Consider the following 16,660-nt stretch of genomic DNA (forward strand, 5'->3'; position numbering starts at 1 on the left):
CAGCCTGCGAACTAGGCCGCCGCCCGGACCCGGGCCCGGCGCCAGAGCAGCCCGCCGGCCACCGCCAGCACCGCCACCGCGACCCCGCCGGTGATCGGCAGCAGCGGGCTCGTCCCGCCGCGCCCGGCCGTGCCACCCCCGCCGGTGTCGACGCCGCCCTCGGGCACCCCGCCGGCCGCGGCGTCGGTGCGCAGCTGCGCGGTCAGGCCGCCGGTGCCGTCGAGGATGATCAGCGAGTACACCGCACCGGCCTTGAGCGGCGCGGTCACCGTCGTCGCGGCCCCCGTCGAGCTGGGCTGGGTGAGCCGCAGCGTCCAGCGGCCGGGGTCGACCGTCTCGTAGCCGGTGGTGGTCGCGAACTGCACGCCGGAGGCGATCTTCGACCCGCCGGCGACGGCGACGTCGAGGATCGGCTCCTTGACCGAGGCCTGAATGACGCGCACCTTCGCCTTGCCGGAGTCGGGCAGGCCGAGGTCGTCGACGATGACGCGCAGGCCCAGGTCGGCGAACTTGCCGGTGCCGGCGACCGTGTAGGCCTTGCCCTCCTCGATGGTGGCCTGGGTGCTCAGCACCGGGGCGGCCGAGGCCGGGTCGCCCTGCTTGCGCATCGACACCGCGTAGGTACCGGGCGGCAGCGCCAGGTACTTCGAAACGGTCCCGTAGCCGACGGCGTCGAACTTCTGCTGCGGGATGGCGCCGGTGACGGAGCTCAGATAGACGTCGACCGCCGGCGTGTCCGGCGAAAGGTGGGCGAGGCGGACATAGCCGACCCCGGCCGCCGCGGCCGGCGACGCGTCCACCGTCGTCAGGCCCAGGCCGAGCAGCGCCGCGGCGGCCAACGCCGCGAGCCGCCGGTGCGGAGCAGCGAACACGTTGGTACCCCCCTGCTGTGGGTTCTATGTACCCGCGGGGAGGAGCATAAGTAATCCGCACGGGCCCACTAAGTAGGCCCAACGCTGCGCCACGGCGCAACCACCGGACGGGTGAGACAAACTACCCGTCGGTACCGGTCGATGCCTCCGCCGGCCACCCCTACATCAGGGTGCCGAAGTCCTGCGTCCAGATGGGGCTCTTGCCCTGGTAGGCCAGGCCCACGCCCAGGTCCTTGAGCTTGCAGTTGAGGATGTTGGCACGGTGCCCGGAGCTGTTCATCCACGCCTTCATGACGTCCTCGGGGGTGCGCTGCCCCTTGGCGATGTTCTCCGCCGCCATCGACCAGCGGTACCCCTCGTTGGTGATCCGGGTCGCGAAGGAGACGCCGTCCGGGGTGTCGTGCGAGAAGTAGTTGCGGGTCGCCATGTCGGCCGAGTGCTTGTAGGCGGCGGCGCGCAGCTTCGCGTTGAAGGCCAGGGGCTGGCAGCCCGCCTTGGCCCGTTCGGTGTTGACGATGGCGAGGACCTGGGCCTCATAGGCGGTGTTGCCGCCGGCCTGCGGGGCGGTCGTCTTCGGCTTCCCGGCCGGGGTCGTCTTGCGGGTCGCGGGCGTGGTCGCGGCGGCGGTCGGCGCCGGGCTCGCGGAGGCGGTGGCATTTTCGGCCGGGGCGGAGGGCGGCTCCGCGGACGGGCCGCCGGGCGCGCCGGACGGGTCGCTCGACACGGCGCCGGCGATGTTGTTGGACTGCGGCGCGGGCGTCGACGTGCGGGTCATGACCAGCGAGCCGGCGAAGGCGATGGCACCGACCACGATCAGGGCGAGCGCGCCGATCGCCGCCACGAGCAGCATCCGGGAACCGCGCCGGTGGGACTGCGGGTCGTCGACGCCCGGATACGCGGAAGAGCCATACGGGTCGTACCGGTCCGGATAGCCGTCACCGAACGCTGACACCGGGTCCTCCATGAGCGCGTCTCGTCGTCGCCGTCACAGACACTAGAAGGCGATAGTCGCGCGACGCACGCAGGAAAGCCGATTTAACGACGGAATAAGCGAAACTTATGCCGATGCTACGGGCGGCAGCAGCGCGCTCACCACGCGGCGGAGCACCGCGGTCGCGGCCGGCACGTCCAGCCCCAGATCGTCGCGCCACACCGACCAGCCGGAGAAGGTCGCGGCCGCGCTGAGCGCGTCGAGGATCTCGCCGCGGTTTGGGCCGGCGCCGGCGAGCTCGGCGGCGAACAGGGTCTCGATCTCCTGGCGGTCGACGTCGAGGTACCACTGCCGGTTCTTGCGCAATTGGGGCGAGAACGGTTCGCGGATGCGGGCGGCGCGGGTGGCCGGGGCAATGATCTCCAGCATCCGGGCGCGCTGAGCGCAGTACCGCTCGATCCGCTCCGGCAGCGGCAGCTGCGGCGGGACCGCCCGGAACTCGGCCAGCTGCCGCTGCATGAGCCGCTCCCCGGCCGCCGCGAACAGGCCTTCGGTGTCCTTGAAGTTGCTCCACAGGGCGCGCAGCGACACCCCGGCCCGCTCGGCGATGCGCTCGGCGGTGGGGCGCAGGTCGCCCTCCTCCAGCAGCGCGAGGTGCGCGTCGGTGATGGCCTGCCGGGTCCGCTCGGCCCGCAGGGTCCGCCCGTCGACCCGCGACCGGACCTCCACTTCGTTCACGAGACGAAGCCTACGACCCGGGGCCGGACCCTCACCTCGTGCACGAAGCGAAGCCTACGACCCGCGGCCGCGCCACGACTTCGTTCACGAGACGAAGCCTACGTGCCGCCCGGAGGCGCGACCCTTTACGGTGAGGTACGTGGCATTGCGCACCGTGCACGACATCGACATCGAGCTGCCGGTCTTCAACCCGGGCGAGCTCGAGCCGGTCAGCGCGCCCTGGGGTGGAAACCTCAACGAGGCGCACGTGCAGACCGGCCGCGCCATCCGCACCACCCTCATCGACGCCCGGCTGCGCCGCTCCCACCTGGAGAACCTCGACCTCAACGGCGTCGTGTGGGAGGACGTGGCGGTCAGCGGCTGCCGGTTCGAGAAGGTCGACTTCACGGCCGCGCGGCTGACCGGACTCACCCTCGAACGGGTGCATTTCGTCAACTGCAAGCTCACGTGGGCCAACCTGGCCGAGACGCGGCTGTCCGACGTGCTGTTCGAGGGGTGCCGGCTCGACGGCGCCTCCCTCGACGACGTGAGCACGGCCGGGCCGACCGGGTTCGTCGGCTGCGTGCTGGTCAACACCAACCTGCGCGACTGCGTGCTGCCGTACGCGGCGATGCAGGGCTGCCGGCTGCGCCAGATGTCGTTCGAGAGCTGCGACCTGCGCGGGGCCGACCTGCGCGGCAACCAGCTGTCGGAGGTCAGCGGGATGAGCAGCCTGCGCGGGGTCACGATCGAGCCGGCTCAGCTGCCCGGGCTCACCGACGCGGTGATGCGGGACCTCGGCGTGATCGTGCGCGGCCCGAAGGGTTGACCCGCCAGCGCGGCCGGCCGCGCGACACGGGCCGGCCCGGCGGCTCGTCGACGCAGGCGGCCAGCGGCTGGGCCGTGCCCAGCAGGTCGCGCGGGTCGGCGTCGACGGCGCCCTCGACCGTGGCGAACGTGGCGATCGCGCTCATCCCGGCCGCCACGTGCAGCCACGAGCGGATCGCCGGCGACGGCGCGGCCAGGCGCAGCTCGCCGCCGCGCTCGCGGGCCGTGCCGGCGACGCTGACCAGCAGCGCCGCGCCGGTGGTGTCGCACACCGTCACCTGGGAGACGTCGAGCACCAGCCGGGGCTCGTCGGCGACCAGGAGCCCGGCGAGCACCGGCTCGATCGTCGCCACCGTCCCGTCCACCAGCAGCCCGTGCAGGGCCAGCACGACCGCACTCATCGGTGACGACGGTACCGAGCGGGAGCGTCGAGCGTCAGCCGTCCATCGGCCGACCCCCGGCGGGGCCGTTCAGCCGTGCCGGGGTCGACATCCGCCGATCCACTCCGCCGAACCGAGGGTGCGACCCTGCGCACGGCCGCGGGAAGCCGAACCGAGGATGCGACCCTACGCACGACCGCGGGAAGCCGAACCAAGGGTGCGACCCTACGCACGGCCGCGGGAATCCGCGTGCGAAGCTGTCCGCCGTGAAGTCACTGCCTTTGCGGGTGCTCACCCCCGCCGTTGCCCTGCTGGCCCTCGGCGCGTGCAGCAGCTCCCCCTCGACCGCGCCGCCGGCCCCGGGCGACAACGCGTCCGAGCAGACCGCCACCAGCTCGTACGAGGTCAAGGACGACGTCAGCGTCGTCGAGGTGGACAGCGAGGGCGGCGCGATCACGATCAAGGCCGGCAGCGGGCCGACGATCAAGGTGACGGAGATTCAGCGGTACAAGAGCGACAAACCCGGCCGCCAGCAGAGCCTCGACGGCGGCGAGCTCGTGCTGGCCTCGACCGGCTGCAAGAACAACGACTGCTCGATCTCCTACGAGGTCGAGATGCCCTCGACGCTGACCGCGCGGCTGGACAGCTCGGGCGGGATGATCACGCTGACCGCGCTCACCGGCATCATCGACGTGCAGTCCGACGGTGGCGTGCTGTCCGGCGACGGGCTGGCCCCGCCGGAGCTCACCGCCCGCACCGGCGGCGGCCCGGTCGACCTGAAGGTCACCCAGGCGCCGGACCGGATCGACATCGACAGCGGCGGCGGCAACGTGAACCTGCGGCTGACCAGCGACGGCTACGCGCTGCAGGCCGAGCTCGACGGCGGCAAGCAGACCGGCACGGTCAAGGCCGACGCCGGCTCGGTGCACAAGGTGCACGTGGTGACCGGCGGCGGCAACCTGACCTTCATCTAGTCGATGAGGGCGCTGTAGATCAGCTGACGCAGCTGCGGGCGCAGCGGGTACGTGCTGGACGGCATCAGCTGGGTGTAGAACCCGACGGTGAGCCGCTCGGCGGGGTCGATCCAGAAGGCCGTGCTCGCCGCGCCGCCCCAGTAGTACGTGCCCGGGGTGCTGAACACCCGGGCCGGCACCGGGTCGCGGACCACGGCGAAGCCCAGGCCGAAGCCGATGCCCTCGAAGGTGGTCTCGGCGAACCCGCCGGTCTGCAGCGCTGACAGGTCGACGTCGCCGGGCAGGTGATTGCGGGTCATGAAGCCGACCGTGCGCGGGGCGAGCAGGCCGTCGCCGCCGCGCAGCAGCATGGTCATGAACCGCTGGTAGTCGGCGGCGGTGGAGATCAGCCCGCCGCCGCCGGACGGCGCCTTCGGCTCCTCGTAGGCGTACTTGCCGATCGGGTCGAAGCGCACCCGCCGGCCGTCCGGGCCCGGGACGTACAACGCCGCCAGCCTGGGCTCGTCCGGCTCCACCGACCAGACGGTGTCGCTCATGCCCAGCGGCTGCAGGATCCGGGTGTTCACGAACTCGGTGAACGGCACCCCGGCGATCACCTCCACGAGCCGGCCGAGCACGTCGGTGCTCACCCCGTAGCCCCAGGCGGTGCCCGGCTGGAACAGCAGCGGCAGCGCCGCGTAGTCGCGGGAGGTCTCGGCGAGGTCGACGCCCTCCTTCGGGTAGATGTCGTAGCCCGCCTTGCGGTAGAGCGCGTCGACGACCGAGGTGTTGAGGAAGCCGTACGTCAGCCCGGACGTGTGGGTGAGCAGGTGCCATACACGGATGGGCTCCACCGCCGGGACGGTGAAGGGCTGGCTGGAGGAGCCCTTGTCGTACACCCGCGGCTCGGCGAACTCGGGCAGCCACCGGCTGATCGGGTCGGTCAGCTCGAAGCGGCCCTCCTCCCACAGCAGCATCGCGGCGACCGAGGTGATCGGCTTGGTCATCGAGTAGATCCGCCACAGCGTGTCGGGCTCGACCGGCAGGGCCGCCTCGGCGTCGCGGTGGCCGTGGACGCTGCTGTGCACGACCCGGCCGTCCCGCGCGATCATCAGCTGCCAACCGGCGAGACGGCCGTCGTCGACGTACCGCGCGAAATGGGCATCCAGGCGGGCCAGCCGCCCCGCGTCGAAACCGTCGTTGCTCACATCGGCAGGGTAGATCGTCCGGCTAGGAAAGGGCGAGCTGGTCGGCGCCCTGCACGACGCGGTCGACGAAGCCGTACTCCACCGCCTCGGGCGCGGTGAACCAGCGGTCGCGGTCGGAGTCCTCCTCGATCTGCTCGTTCGTCTGGCCGGTGTGCTCGGCGATGAGCCGCTGGATCGTCTTCTTGGTGAAGAGCATCTGCTCGGCCTGGATCGCGATGTCGGCCGCCGTGCCGCCGATGCCGCCGGACGGCTGGTGCATCATGACCCGGGAGTGCGGCAGGGCGTAACGCTTGCCCGGAGTACCGGCGCTCAACAGGAACTGGCCCATCGAGGCGGCCATGCCCATGACCACGGTCGACACGTCGTTGCGGATGAACTTCATGGTGTCGTAGATGGCCAGGCCGGCGTGCACGGCCCCGCCCGGCGAGTTGATCCAGAAGCTGATGTCCTTGTCGGAGTCCTCGGCGGCGAGCAGGATCAGCTGGCCGCAGATGCGGTTGGCGCTCTCCTCGTTGACCTCGGTGCCCAGCACGATGATGCGTTTGGAGAGGAGCCGCTCGAAGACGGCGCTGTCGAAGGGGATGTCAAGGTCAGCCATGCCTCGACGGTATGGCGGCGGACCCCTCCTGAGACCCCCCGTTCGCCGTGAGCGTGTTCGCTCTCAGCGTGGCAGCTCGTTGCGCAGCACCGGCGTGAGCGCGTCGAGCACGGCCGGGTCCTCGATCGTCGACGGGACCGGCTCGTCGCGCCCGGCCGCGATGCCGCGCATGGTCCGGCGCAGGATCTTGCCCGACCGGGTCTTCGGCAGCGCCGCCACCACCTCCACGCTGCGCAGGCTGGCCACCGCGCCGATCCGGTCGCGCACCAGCTGCACCAGCTCGCCGGCGATCGTCTCGGCGGCCTCGGTGACACCGGCCTTGAGCACCACGAACCCGCGCGGCACCTGCCCCTTGAGCGCGTCGTCGACCCCAATGACGGCGCACTCGGCGACCGCCGGGTGGGCGGCCAGGACCTCCTCCATCGCCCCGGTCGACAGCCGGTGCCCGGCGACGTTGATGACGTCGTCGGTGCGGCCCATGACGAAGAGGTACCCGTCCTCGTCGAACCGCCCGCCGTCGCCGGTCAGGTAGTGGCCGGGGAACGCGCTGAGATAGGAGGCGACATACCGCTCGTCGTCGCCCCACAGCGTGGGCAGGCACCCGGGCGGCAGCGGCAGCCGGATGACGATCGGCCCCTCGGTGCCGGTGGGCGCGTCCGAGCCGTCCGGCAACAGCACCCGCACGTCGAAGCCCGGCACGGGTACCGACGGCGAACCCGGCTTGGTCGGCAGCTCCTCCAGTCCGCGCGGGCTCGCCGCGATCGGCCACCCGGTCTCGGTCTGCCACCAGTTGTCCACCACCGGCACGCCGAGCCGCTCCCCCGCCCACGCGTAGGTCTCCGGGTCCAGCCGCTCCCCGGCCAGGAACAGCGTCCGCAGCGACTTGAGGCGGTCCCGGTCGATCAGCTCGCCCCGCGGGTCCTCCTTGCGGATCGCCCGGATCGCGGTCGGCGCGGTGAACAGCACGTTTACCCCGTGCTCGGCGATGACCCGCCAGAACGCGCCCGCGTCCGGGGTGCCGACCGGCTTGCCCTCGTAGAGCACGGTCGTCGCGCCGGCGAACAGCGGCGCGTAGACGATGTAGGAGTGGCCGACCACCCACCCGACGTCGGAGGCGGCCCAGAACACGTCGCCGGCCCCGCAGCCGAAGAGGTTGGCCATCGACCAGGTGAGCGCGACCGCGTGCCCGCCGTTGTCCCGCACGATGCCCTTCGGCCGCCCGGTCGTGCCGGAGGTGTAGAGGACATACAGCGGGTCGGTGGCCTCGACCGGCACGCACCCGGCGGGCGCCGCCCCTTCCAGCGCCTGCTCCCAGGTCAGCTCGCCGGCCCGCAGCCCGGCGGTGCGCTGTTCGCGCTGCAGGATCACGCAGTGCTCGGGCCGGTGCGTGGCCTCGTCGAGGGCGGCGTCGAGGAGGGGTTTGTACTCCACGACACGGCTCGGCTCGATGCCGCACGACGTGGCGATGATCACCTTGGGCTTGGCGTCGTCGATCCGGGCGGCGAGCTCCTTGGGCCCGAAGCCCCCGAACACGACCGAGTGGACGGCCCCGATCCGCGCGCAGGCCAGCATGGCGACGACGGCCTCGGGCACCATGGCCATGTACACGACGACCCGGTCGCCCTTGCCGACGCCGAGGTTGCGCAGCGCCCCGGCGAACAGCGCGACCTCGTCGAGCAGCTCGCGGTAGGTGTACCGCCGGACGGTCCCGGTGACGGGGCTGTCGTAGACCAGCGCGAGGGCCTCGCCCCGGCCGCCGGCGACGTGCCGGTCGAGCGCGTTGTAGCAGGTGTTGAGCTCGGCGTCGGGAAACCACCGGAAGAACGGCGGCCGGTCGCGGTCGAGCACCCGGATGGGGATCCGGTCCCACGCCACACCCGAGGCGGCGTCCCGCCAGAACCACTCCGGGTCGTCGAGACTCCGCCGGTAGGTGTCACGGTACGCGCCCATCCCCCGATCCTGCTCCGCCCCGCCCGGCCGCGGTAGATCCCCCGCGAAACAACCCGGAAATGAGTTTCCGGTTCCTTGACTTCAAGCGCTTGAAGTCTGGTTGGCTGGAGGTATGACGACCTTGACCATCCAGGAGGTCTCCCGGTACTGCGGGCTGAGCGAGCCGACGCTGCGGTATTACGAGGAGGTCGGCCTGATCGGCCCGATCGCCCGGGACCAGCGCAGCGGGCACCGCCGCTACGGCACCGACGACCTCAACGCGATCGAGGTGCTGACCTGCCTGCGCGCGGTCGGCGTCGGCATCGAGGAGATGCGCGCCTACCTGGCCAACCGTAAGCGCGGCCGGGCGGCGGCGGCCGAGCAGCGGGACCTGCTGCTGCGCCACGCCGAGCACATCGAGGCCGAGATGGTCGCCCAGCAGGCCCGCCTGTCCTACCTGCGGGTGAAGGCGGCGGTGTGGGACGCCCGGCACCGCGGCGACACCGAGGCGGAGGCCGAGGCGAGCGGGCGCCTGACGGACATCATCACCCCGCTGGTGGCGCCGCTGGCGAAGGCCGCTCGCGCCGCCTAGCCGATGGGGCCGTTTTTTCACACGGCCCCATCGGTCAGGTCCCTACACGGGAGCGTTCGCGCTGGCCAGGCCGGCCGGGGCGTTGGCCAGGGCGCGCTGGATCGCGGCCACCAGGGCCAGGGCGGCCTCCTCGGTCAGCTCCACCGCCACCCGCGCCGACGGGCCCTGGGACGGGTTGGCGAAGTCGATGTTCACCGTGTGGGCGAACGGGGCGTGCTGCGGGTGGTCGACGTAGACCGCCGCGCGGGTCAGCTCGAACCAGCCGTCCGGGCCCTTGCCGCTGCCCTCGAGATCCGTGATTTCCGTGTCGTACGTGCACATATCAGGCCGCCAGGTGCTTGCCGAAGAACGCGAAGACCCGCTGCCAGCCGTCCACGGCGGCCTGCGGGCGGTAGGACGGGCGGTCGACGGCGAAGAACGCGTGGCCGGCCCCCTCGTAGCTGTGGTACTCGAAGCTCTTGCCGTGCTGGGCCATCAACTCGGCCAGCCGGCCGACCTCATCCGGCGCCGGGAACTTGTCGTCGTCGCCGAAGAGGCCCAGGACCGGGCAGCGCACGTCGGGCAGGCGATCCTTGATCGGCGTGAAGTTCAGGCCCGACCCGGACGGCGGGGCCTCCAGCGCGAACGCGCCGTAGCAGTCCACCGCGGCGTCGAGGTCGACCGCCGTGGAGACCAGCAGCGTCTGGCGGCCGCCGGAGCAGTGGCCGATCGCGCCGACTTTGCCGTTGGCGTTGTCGAGCGCCCGCAGCGCGGCGGCCGCGGTGGCGACGTCCTTGATGACCTGCTCGTCGGGGACGCCGCCCTGGCCGCGCACGAAGGCCGAGGCGTCGTCGGGCGAGGCATTCGGGGCCTCGCGCCAGAACAGGTTGGGGCAGATCGCCGAGTACCCGTGCGCGGCGAACTTGCGGACCATCTCCTTGTTGGCCTCGTCCCACCCGGGCAGGTGGTGGATCAGCACGACCCCGGGGAACGGCCCGGGGTCGAGCGGGCGGGCCTGATATGCCTGAATCTGCTCGTCACCGATGAACACGGTCTCGGCCCGGATAGCGTCTGACATCGTCTTCTCCGTCGTTGCTCGCGGCACTTTTTCCTTAGCCGGGCAAACAATATCCCCGGCGCGATCACCGCTAAACCCGGGTAGGACTACCCCACCACCGGCCCACCGGTTCACCACACCGACCCCCGCCACCACCACGCCCGCCGGCGCGGTGCGCGAGGTGGGCCACCGATCGGTCGCGACGGTTGAGGTGCCGCGGCAGACGGTCCAGCGGCGCTGCCCCGCCCGTGCGCTGGCGCCTGACGCACGCTGCACGCCGCGGACCACGGCGCAGCGACCAAATGTCTCCGCGATCATGCCGAACCCGCCACCGGCACCAACGGTTTTTCATGATCACGGAGTGCTGATGTACCCCCGTGTACCACAAGTCTCCGAGATCATGACAAACCCGTAGCGCGGCCACCGCGCACATCATGATCACGGAGACATACGTCCGCCCTGGGCCGTGCAGACCGGATGATGCACCCGACGGATGCGGCATCCGCACCGTCCGCCGCCCCGTGCCGCCTCGGGGCCGGCGCCGATGACCGCCACCGCCCGTCCACGAAGCCCGCACCCGGCCCCACCGCCGCCCGGCCCCACCGCCACCCGGCCCCACCGCCACCCGGCCCCACCACCGCCGGGTCCACGCTCCAACGCATACGCCGGCCATGCCCCCGCCGGTGGCCATCCACGCCCGGCACACAGCGACCGCCAGCGGCCGCCCGACGTCAACCAGCACGATCAGGCGCCGGCCTCACACCACGCCGATGGGCGCGACCCGAACAACACCACCCCGACGGACGCCGCCCAAGAGCACCACGCCGGCGGACGCGACCCGAACAAACACCACGCTGGCGGGCGGGGCTCGAAGGGCACCGCGCCGGCGGGGTGGGGCGGCGTCCGCGGCGGGGGGACTGAGCTGGCCCGCGCCGCGAGGCGGGGTTACTGGCGGCCGGGCTCCGAGCGGCGCAGGGCGAGGCGGGCCAGGCCGACGAGGATGGCGATCTGCAGGATCAGGATGAGGACCGAGCGCCACCAGGCGCCCGTGGTGTGGACCCACAAGGAGTCCTTGAAGGGGACCATCGACTGCAGGTCGACCGTCGAGCCGCCGGCGGCCAGGCCCCAGCGGGTCGGGAAGAGCCAGGAGATCTGCTGCAGGACGTTTTGCCCCTGGAGCTCGAACATGCCGCCGGACAGCACCAGCTGGGCCATCACCGCGACGACGAGGACCGGCGTGGTCTGCTCGGTGGTCTTCACCAGGGCGCTGATCAGCAGGCCGAACGCCATCGAGGCCAGGGCGATGAGCGCGACCGGGATGATGATCTCGATCAGCCAGTGATCGGCGAAGATCAGCGGGTCCTTCGGCGGCTTCTTGTCCAGCAGGGCGAGCCAGGTGAACAGGATCGTCTGGATGATGATGATCAGGGCGAAGACGACCACCTTCGAGGCGAGGTAGGCGCCGGCGGAGAGGCCGACGGCGCGCTCGCGCTTGTAGATCGTCGACTCGTTGACCAGCTCGCGGATGGCCGCCGCGGTGCCCAGGAAGGCGGCGCCGACGGCCAGCACGACCAGCAGCCGCTGGGCCTCCAGGCTGTAGCGCAGCAGGCCGGGCGCGAGGCCGTTCTCGCCCGGCACCGTCCGGGTGAGCAGGGCCAGGGCGAGCGGCAGGCCGATCATGAACACGCTCAGGCCGCGGTCGGCGCCGATGACCCACAGCATCCGCAGGCACAGCGTGAGGAACTGCCGGATCGGGGCGGCCGGGTGCAGCGCCCGGCTGCGCAGGCCGCCGCCGAGCCGGACCCGGGCACGGCCGACCGCGGGCGACGACGCGGCGGGGCCCGAGCCGGCGGGGGCCGAGCCGCCGGAAGCCGGGGTGTCCGGCCGGGCCGGCAGCCGCTGCTCGGCGGTCGCGGACTCCGTGGTTTCGACCGGCCGCGTGGGCATGGCCTGCTCGGCGGTGGACTCGCCCGGGACACCGGCCGCCGCCGGGGCTGGGCGCTGGGCGGGGCGCTGCGCGGGGACGGAGGCGGAGGCGGAGGCCAGCTCGAGGGCCTCCGGCTTCGGCGGGGGCGCCTCGGCGATCTGCTCGGTGACGTAGCGCGCGTAGAGCTCGGAGCCGCGATACTTGCCCACCCAGTGCGCGGCGTTGTTGGTGACCTCGCGGAACACCTCCGCGTAGTCCTCGGCGCCGAAGAACGACAGCAGCTCGCCGGGCGGCCCGAAATACCCCATCCGGCCGCCGACGGTGAGCACGAGGACCCGATCCGCCAGGTCGAGGTGCATCACGTTGTGCGTGACCACGGCCACGGTGCGGCCCTTGTCGGCCAGGTCGCGCAGCTCCTCCATGACCTCCTTGTCGAGGGCGGGGTCGAGCCCGGAGGTCGGCTCGTCAAGGAAGAGCAGCGACGGCTCGGTGAGCAGCTCCAGCGCGACCGAGACCCGCTTGCGCTGGCCGCCGGAGAGGCTGTCGATGCGCATCTTGGCCCGCTCGGTGAGGTTGAGCGTCTTGAGCACCTCGGCGACCCGGGCGCTGCGCTCCTTGCGGGGCACGTCGTCGGCGAAGCGCAGGGCGGCGGCGAAGCGCAGCGCCCGGCGCACGGTGAGCTGGCGGTGCAGCACGTCGTCCTGCGGGACCATGCCGATGCGGTAGCGCAGCTCGGCGTAGTCGGCATAGAGGTCGCGGCCGTCGTAGCGGACCCGGCCCTGGGTGGCGGGGCGCAGCCCGGCGACCGCTTTGATCAGCGTGGACTTGCCGCAGCCGGAGGGGCCGATGACGGCCAGCAGGCTGCCCTCGGCCAGGGCGAAGCTGACGTCGTCGAGCAGGATCGCGTCCTTGATCCGCACGGTGAGGTCGTCGGCGATGAGCGAGGAGGGGCCCGCGTCCTCGAACTCGTGCAGCTTGGCGCCGTCGAAGATGAACTCGTGCTTGCCGATCGAGATCAGGTCGCCGGCGCTGAGCTCCTGGCGGGTGACCTGCTGGCCGTTGTGATAGGTGCCGTTGCGGCTGCCCAGGTCGACGACCTCGTAGCCGGTGGCGGTGCGGCGCAGCTCGGCGTGGTTGCGTGAGCTGCGCAGGTCGCTCAGCACGATGTCGTTGCCCGGGTCGCGGCCGATGCGGATGCGGGCGGCGCCGAACTCGTGCTGGGTCGCCTCGCGCGGCGGCGCCGGCTCGACCGGCAGCTGCTCGGTGATCGTGATCACTTTGAAGGTGACCGCCGGGCCGTCGGCGGCGCCGAGGTGGACCTCGCCGCCGTCGGTGGCGGCGATGAACGCGGCCTTCTCCCCATTGACGAACGTGCCGTTGCGGCTGTCGAGGTCCCGCAGGAACCAGCTGTCGTCGCTGTAGATCACCTCGGCGTGCCGCCGGGAGATGAGGTTGCCCTCGACCATGAGGTCGTTGGCGGCGTCGCGGCCGATGGTCACCGTGTCGTCCGGCCGGACGATCGCCTGCTTGTCGCCGCTGGTCACCTGGAGCACCGTGAGCTCCCGGGTGACCGTCTGCTGATCGCTGCTCGCCACGCGCCTCATCATGCCGTGGGGGTACGACAAGAAACAGTGGGGGTCTTTGTATCAGGAACCCGACGCGGCCCCTCATGTGTGTCGAGACCACGTGAGGAGGAGACCCATGGCGGCGGACGCCCGTACGGACGAGTGGCGCTCGCGGCGCGCCCGGCGCTTGGCCGGCCTGCCGTGGGTGCGCCGCGAAGACCGCGCGGACGGCACGCCGGTGCGCTTCGTCGCCGATGAGCTGCTGGTGCTCGACGAGCACTTCGCCACCGCGCGCCAGGCGTTCGCCGAGCAGGGCCTCGCCGCCCGGGACATCGTGGAGGAGGGGGATGTCCCGGACGGCTTCCGCCGGGTTCGCCTCGCCGGTCTCGACGTCGCCCGCGCCGCCCGCCGCGTGCGCGTGCAGGCGGAGGCGGCCGGCGACACCCGCGTGGCGGCCGGGCCCAACCACGTGTTCGGGTCGACGGCGTTCGAGCACGCCGGGCCCTACGGACCGCCCCGGCCCGCGGCGCCCGGCCGGCTGCCGGAGCCGGACGGCACCGACGGGGTTCGGGTGCTCGTGCTCGATTCGGGCGTCTGGCTGAACAGTCCGCTGCCGAAGGACCGCTACGTCACCGAGGACTACGAGTCCGACGCCGACGTGGACAACGGCGGCATCCGCGACGGCGACGCCGCGCACGCGAACTTCGTCGCGGGCGTCATGCTCGGCCGGTCCCGGCGGGTGCGGCCGAGGTTGGTCCGGATCGTCGGCCCGCACGGGGTGTGCCGGGAGAGCGACCTGGTCGCGGCCCTCCAGCAGGCGGGCGACGATCCGGTCATCAACCTGTCGCTGGGTGGCTACACGCTCGACGACCGGCCGCCGGTGCTGCTCACCGCCGCCCTGGGGGCGCTGCTGAGCAGCGGCGACCGGGTCGTGGTCGCGGCGGCCGGCAACGACGGCCAGCACGACCGGCCGTTCTGGCCGGCCGCCTACGCGGGGACCAACGCGCCGTGGCGGCGGCGCGTGGTGGCGGTCGCCGCCCACGACGGCCGGCGCGTCTGCGAGTGGAGCAACACCGGCGCCTGGGTGACGCTCGCCGCGCCGGGTGCGGAGGTGGTGAGCACGTTCGTGCACCACGAGGACTTTCCCGACGGTTGGGCGCGGTGGAGTGGTACCTCGTTCGCCGCGCCGTTCGTAGCAGCGATGATCGCCGATGCGCTGGGGGAGGCCGGCTCGGCCCGGCTCGCGGCGGAGGCGGTCATCCGGGGGGCCCACCTGCGGTACGGCCGCTACGCGGGGGTGGCGTAGGGCCATGTATTACGCCGGGGGGAGGGGGGTGATGGGGTGCGGCGCGCTGGTCGCCGCACCCGGTCGCCCCGCAGTCACGATGCTACTCTTCGAAGCCATGGCCGAGCCCGAAAGTCCCGGTGAGCACCCGAACGCAGCACTTCTGCGGGCCGCCGCCGACGGCGACCAGGCGGCGTGGGAGTCCATTGTGGACAAATTCGCCAACCTCGTCTGGTCGGTGGCGCGCAGCTTCCAGCTCGGCCAGACCGACGCCGCCGACGTGAGCCAGGCGACCTGGCTGCGGCTCGTCGAGCACATCGACGACATCCGCGAGGCCGACAAGCTCGGCTCGTGGCTGGCCACCACCGCCCGGCGCGAGGCGATCGCGCTGCTGCGCAAGGGCGGCCGCGACGTGCCCGCGGGCGCGGCCGGCGACTTCGTCGGCCACCTGGGGATCCAGATCGGCCTCGCCCCCGCCGAGGACGAGCCGGACGCCGGCGTGCTGCGCGACGAGCGCGACGCCGTGCTCTGGCAGGAGTTCCGCGCGCTGTCCGGCCAGTGCCAGCAGTTGCTGCGCGTGCTCATCGCCGATCCGCCGCCGAGCTACGCCGAGGTCTCGGCCGCGCTCGACGTGCCGATCGGCAGTATCGGTCCGACCCGCAAGCGCTGCCTGGGCACGCTGCGCCGACGATTGGCTGCTTCGATATGACCCGCTGCCGCTGGGCTGGGCCGACCCGATGATCGGGGAGGAAGAGGTGCTGAGCTCATTGCGTGAGATCGCCGGCCGGCGCGACCCGGTGCCACCCGCCGTCCTCGCCGCCGCGCGGGCGAGCCTCGCCTGGCGCGATCCCGACGCGGCCCTCGCCGAGCTGGTCCGCGACTCCCTGGAGCAGGAGCTGACCACGGTGCGGGGCGGGCGGCCGCGGATGCTGACGTTCGGTGGCGCTCCGGTCACGATCACCATGGGGGTCACCGCCCGCGGGGGCGTGCTGGACGTGGTCGGCGAGCTCAGCCCGGCGGTCGCGGCCCGGGTCGTGGTGGAGTGGCCGGGCGGCTCGCTGGAGGCGCGGCCGGACGCCGAGGGCCGGTTCCGGGTCGGCGACGTCGCGCCGGGGCCGGTGCGGCTGCGGTGCGAGCCGGCGGTTGCCGGGGCATTCGTGCCGGTCCGGACAGAATGGGTGCAATTGTAGAGATCGCCGCAAAGCTCCGGCGCGGTCGCGGTACCGTGCGAGAAACGTGCCGCGACGTCGCGAGGAGCCGGCCATGCCCATCGACCACGTGCAGATCGTGTCCATCCCGGTGAGCGACCAGGACCGGGCCCGCGACTTCTACGTCAACGCGCTGGACTGGGAGCTCGTCAGTGACAACGCCGAGGGCGAGCAGCGCTGGGTCGAGGTGGCGCCCCGGCACGGTCAGACGTCGTTCACGCTCGTGACCTGGTTTCCCACCATGCCGCCCGGCTCGATGCACGGCATCGTGCTGGACACCGACGACATCGAGAAGACCTACGACGAGCTGGCCGAACGCGGGATCGTCTTCGACTCGCCGATCGAGGAGAGCCCGTTCTCCCGCACCACCAGCTTCGCCGATCCCGACGGCAACACCTTCGTGCTGCACCAGCTCTACCACCCGCGGACCCGACCCGTAAACTACGCCCCGGCAAGGTCGTAGCGCAGAGGTCGTCGCGCCGGCGCAGCAGGCTGGAGGACGTCGGTTCGATTCCGACCGACCTTGACCGGTTCCGCGGTGCACCCTGCTCGCAGCTGGGGCTGCTCGCCTGGGCTCACCGGATGCTTGCCACTCGCTTCGCTCGCTGGGCGGGGGGTTCCCACCCCGCTA

At 72.3% G+C, this 16,660-nt stretch carries 17 protein-coding genes and 1 tRNA gene; 8 read left to right on the forward strand and 10 right to left on the reverse strand.

What is annotated here, in order from left to right:
* Positions 1-11 precede the first annotated feature (11 nt).
* The 3 genes from ACQPXD_RS44000 to ACQPXD_RS44010 all read right to left on the reverse strand — a co-directional run bounded on the left by ACQPXD_RS44000 (position 12) and on the right by ACQPXD_RS44010 (position 2,541).
* Positions 12-872 (reverse strand): DUF4397 domain-containing protein, encoded by an 861-nt coding sequence (locus ACQPXD_RS44000; RefSeq protein WP_432828991.1) that lies wholly within the window; start codon positions 870-872, stop codon positions 12-14.
* Positions 873-1,032: 160 nt separating this feature from the next.
* The gene (locus tag ACQPXD_RS44005) at positions 1,033-1,824 is read right to left on the reverse strand and encodes a CAP domain-containing protein (RefSeq protein ID WP_432828993.1); all 792 of its coding nucleotides are present in this window, start codon (positions 1,822-1,824) and stop codon (positions 1,033-1,035) included.
* Positions 1,825-1,929: 105 nt separating this feature from the next.
* The gene (locus ACQPXD_RS44010) at positions 1,930-2,541 is read right to left on the reverse strand and encodes a TetR/AcrR family transcriptional regulator (protein ID WP_432828995.1); all 612 of its coding nucleotides are present in this window, start codon (positions 2,539-2,541) and stop codon (positions 1,930-1,932) included.
* Between the two features lie 139 nt (positions 2,542-2,680).
* Here ACQPXD_RS44010 and ACQPXD_RS44015 point away from each other — a divergent pair, with 139 nt between their 5' ends.
* A complete protein-coding gene (locus ACQPXD_RS44015) occupies positions 2,681-3,349 on the forward strand; it encodes a pentapeptide repeat-containing protein (RefSeq protein ID WP_432828997.1) in 669 nt (222 codons plus the stop codon).
* On the opposite strand, the gene ACQPXD_RS44020 is transcribed toward ACQPXD_RS44015, so the two are convergent.
* Positions 3,294-3,749: an STAS domain-containing protein gene (locus ACQPXD_RS44020; protein ID WP_432828999.1), complete on the reverse strand. Its 456-nt coding sequence runs from the start codon at positions 3,747-3,749 to the stop codon at positions 3,294-3,296. The two genes, ACQPXD_RS44015 and ACQPXD_RS44020, sit on opposite strands and share 56 nt — an antisense overlap.
* Positions 3,750-3,994: 245 nt before the next feature.
* On the opposite strand from ACQPXD_RS44020, the gene ACQPXD_RS44025 reads away from it, so the two are divergent.
* A complete protein-coding gene (locus ACQPXD_RS44025; protein WP_432829001.1) occupies positions 3,995-4,702 on the forward strand; it encodes a hypothetical protein in 708 nt (235 codons plus the stop codon).
* Here the strand turns inward: ACQPXD_RS44025 and ACQPXD_RS44030 are convergent.
* The 3 genes from ACQPXD_RS44030 to ACQPXD_RS44040 form a co-directional block, all read right to left on the reverse strand.
* Positions 4,699-5,889, reverse strand: a complete 1,191-nt coding sequence (locus tag ACQPXD_RS44030) for a serine hydrolase domain-containing protein (RefSeq protein ID WP_432829003.1) — start codon at positions 5,887-5,889, stop codon at positions 4,699-4,701. The genes ACQPXD_RS44025 and ACQPXD_RS44030 overlap by 4 nt on opposite strands.
* 22 nt (positions 5,890-5,911) lie before the next feature.
* Positions 5,912-6,487, reverse strand: coding sequence for a ClpP family protease (locus ACQPXD_RS44035; RefSeq protein ID WP_432829005.1), 576 nt, complete (start codon positions 6,485-6,487; stop codon positions 5,912-5,914).
* A 63-nt stretch (positions 6,488-6,550) separates the two neighbouring features.
* On the reverse strand, positions 6,551-8,437 hold the full coding sequence (locus ACQPXD_RS44040; RefSeq protein ID WP_432829007.1) for a propionyl-CoA synthetase: 1,887 nt from the start codon (positions 8,435-8,437) through the stop codon (positions 6,551-6,553).
* A gap of 112 nt (positions 8,438-8,549) precedes the next feature.
* On the opposite strand from ACQPXD_RS44040, the gene ACQPXD_RS44045 reads away from it, so the two are divergent.
* Positions 8,550-9,008, forward strand: a complete 459-nt coding sequence (locus tag ACQPXD_RS44045; RefSeq protein WP_432829008.1) for a MerR family transcriptional regulator — start codon at positions 8,550-8,552, stop codon at positions 9,006-9,008.
* A 42-nt stretch (positions 9,009-9,050) separates the two neighbouring features.
* Here ACQPXD_RS44045 and ACQPXD_RS44050 read toward each other — a convergent pair whose 3' ends face one another.
* From ACQPXD_RS44050 to ACQPXD_RS44060, 3 genes are all read right to left on the reverse strand, one after another.
* Complete coding sequence (locus ACQPXD_RS44050) at positions 9,051-9,329, reverse strand: DUF6295 family protein (protein ID WP_432829010.1); 279 nt, start codon at positions 9,327-9,329, stop codon at positions 9,051-9,053.
* Between the two features lies 1 nt (position 9,330).
* The gene (locus tag ACQPXD_RS44055) at positions 9,331-10,065 is read right to left on the reverse strand and encodes a dienelactone hydrolase family protein (RefSeq protein WP_432829012.1); all 735 of its coding nucleotides are present in this window, start codon (positions 10,063-10,065) and stop codon (positions 9,331-9,333) included.
* 924 nt (positions 10,066-10,989) lie between these two features.
* Positions 10,990-13,566 carry an FHA domain-containing protein gene (locus tag ACQPXD_RS44060; RefSeq protein WP_432829014.1) on the reverse strand — a complete coding sequence of 859 codons (2,577 nt, stop codon included), beginning with the start codon at positions 13,564-13,566 and terminating at the stop codon, positions 10,990-10,992.
* A 106-nt stretch (positions 13,567-13,672) separates the two neighbouring features.
* Here ACQPXD_RS44060 and ACQPXD_RS44065 point away from each other — a divergent pair, with 106 nt between their 5' ends.
* The 5 genes from ACQPXD_RS44065 (at position 13,673) to ACQPXD_RS44085 (ending at position 16,555) form a co-directional block, all read left to right on the forward strand.
* On the forward strand, positions 13,673-14,842 hold the full coding sequence (locus ACQPXD_RS44065; RefSeq protein WP_432829016.1) for a S8 family peptidase: 1,170 nt from the start codon (positions 13,673-13,675) through the stop codon (positions 14,840-14,842).
* A gap of 97 nt (positions 14,843-14,939) precedes the next feature.
* Entirely contained in the window at positions 14,940-15,530 is a 591-nt protein-coding gene (locus ACQPXD_RS44070; protein ID WP_432829018.1) for an RNA polymerase sigma factor, read from the forward strand.
* 46 nt (positions 15,531-15,576) lie between these two features.
* A complete protein-coding gene (locus ACQPXD_RS44075; RefSeq protein ID WP_432829020.1) occupies positions 15,577-16,011 on the forward strand; it encodes a hypothetical protein in 435 nt (144 codons plus the stop codon).
* Between the two features lie 73 nt (positions 16,012-16,084).
* Positions 16,085-16,492 (forward strand): VOC family protein, encoded by a 408-nt coding sequence (locus tag ACQPXD_RS44080; protein ID WP_432829022.1) that lies wholly within the window; start codon positions 16,085-16,087, stop codon positions 16,490-16,492.
* Positions 16,483-16,555: transfer RNA gene (locus ACQPXD_RS44085), tRNA-Ala, on the forward strand. The genes ACQPXD_RS44080 and ACQPXD_RS44085 overlap by 10 nt, the downstream gene beginning before the upstream one ends.
* Positions 16,556-16,660: the final 105 nt, after the last annotated feature.

This window comes from Dactylosporangium sp. CA-092794 (assembly GCF_050948465.1).
Lineage (GTDB): Bacteria > Actinomycetota > Actinomycetes > Mycobacteriales > Micromonosporaceae > Dactylosporangium.